This window comes from Porphyromonas endodontalis ATCC 35406 (assembly GCF_000174815.1).
Taxonomy (GTDB): domain Bacteria; phylum Bacteroidota; class Bacteroidia; order Bacteroidales; family Porphyromonadaceae; genus Porphyromonas; species Porphyromonas endodontalis.
The window spans coordinates 1-1869 of record NZ_ACNN01000001.1 but is presented as its reverse complement, the minus strand read 5'-3'; the positions used below and the strand labels follow the sequence as shown (position 1 = coordinate 1869).

At 43.8% G+C, this 1869-nt stretch carries 2 protein-coding genes; both read left to right on the top strand.

Translation table 11 applies throughout. The features are described from left to right. Window positions 1–282 (top strand): ISAs1 family transposase (locus POREN0001_RS09180; RefSeq protein WP_157597622.1); only part of this gene is annotated, 282 nt, incomplete at its 5' end. Window positions 283–399: 117 nt separating this feature from the next. Next, the gene (locus tag POREN0001_RS08890; RefSeq protein WP_004331960.1) at window positions 400–1248 is read left to right on the top strand and encodes a hypothetical protein; all 849 of its coding nucleotides are present in this window, start codon (window positions 400–402) and stop codon (window positions 1246–1248) included. Window positions 1249–1869: the final 621 nt, after the last annotated feature.

Here is a 1869-nt window from a genome sequence, read left to right as displayed (position 1 = left end):
CAATATTATATCAGCAGTTTACCTCTGGAGGATTGTCCGTTAATTGGACAATCTATTCGAGGGCATTGGGGGATTGAGAATCGACTCCATTGGCATTTGGATGTAACCTTTAGGGAAGATGCTTGTCGAGCCCGTAAGGATTATTCAGCAACCAATCTAAACACCTTGAGAAAGTTTGCTTTAGCCATTGTATCGCAATACAAAGACAAACTATCCTTACGGAAAAGATTGTTCAAAGCCGCCCTGAACATGGACTACCTCAAAAAGCTCCTAAAGATTTGATGTGGTTGTCCTGAGTCCATTCCTCTATTTATCAAACAAATTCAGTACATTTGTACTCGTTCTCCTAGACGAGAAGAATCATGCTATAGAAAACTTAAAACAACAAACAGAAGTATTATGAAGACTCTCATCGGGATGCGGACATTGACACTCCTATTGCTCTCCGTTTTGAGTGCTGGGCTTATTATTGGCTGTAAAAAAAGAAGTAAGAAAACAGCTGATGAGGAGGCCAATAAAGTAACTACGGAGTGTCATTATAAGAATCTCAAGACAGTTGTCGATAGTACATATAGCGATTGGCACATCATTATACAAGAGGCAGATACAGATGTCAAGATAGAGGGTTACGACGAGTTTGATAAGAAGGTCCTCGTTACCATCTCAAAAAATGGAGAGGTGCTATTCGATAAAGGAGAGTTCACCAAAACTAGTCTACATAGCTCTCTTGACAATCACTTCCAATTATCCGGCGCATATCTCGAGCAAATTACCAATACAACGGTATACCTATCTTTAGGGGCTTTTATTCCGGAAACGGACGAAGGTGTTTACTTCATACTTGCCTTTTCGAAGGATGGCCACTTCAAGAAGTATTTACACCCTTTGGCTATGGACGAATCGGACTTTATCGTGGACTTTTACATCATGTACACGCATGAGAACCTACAAAACCCTGTGGATAAGGCTTCTCTTCAGCAAATAGCCAAAGCTTATGGCACTCCAAAGTTTATAGAGCAACTGGAGAAAGAAGGCCCCTTGTCCATCTATCCACCCGAGGTTATCTCTCATTACGACCTTGATGTTCAGATAGAATCCGAAAGCACGGAGAACTATGACGATTCTCACCTCTCCTGCAAGGCTCTTTTCTATCCTCACGACAGCGACAAACTCATTGGATCTATGAATATTGAAGTAAAAGGGCACAACGGAATATACTACGACCGCATAGACCGGATTAGCCGCTAAGCACACCTCCTCTGTAGATCTACTCTTCGCTAGCATATCTTACGGGGATAACAAAAAGGGCAGACTCCATCTTCTGAAGTCAGCCCTCCTTTTGCTACACTACCCTCACCCAACCAAAACAAACGCCATCCTTTCCTCCAAGTATCAAGCCCCCTCAAGACACCAAATGCTCTCGAAGCCATAATCTCCCTCTATCAAAAAAGGCTCAGATAAAAACCTTTGAAACTTATAGTCCTTTCCAAAATCCTCCTATAAATAGGAATGACAGTGATCAAGAGAGATTCTGCACCCCTTGTTCTTCCCTCCCTAAGCCTCAAACAAAATAGCCCTGAGCGGGGACCTCAAGAGGGCCTTCGTCAGCGGCTGGTACGAACAAGATATTCTTGAAACCTTAACGGGGCAATAGTAAGGTCTCCAGAGCCCTACATTAGACGGAGAAGAACCGAGCCAAAGGGGGCTAAAGGCTCCCTCCAGGAAGGCTCCAAAACGCGAAAAGGATCTCCCAGCTCTTCGCTCGAAAATCCCTCCTCTCCCCTCTCTCAGTCCTCAGACAAACTCCTTCAGAAACTCCGTCAAACAAAAAAGAGAACCCTCAAGCATACTTGCTTGAGGGCTCTCCCT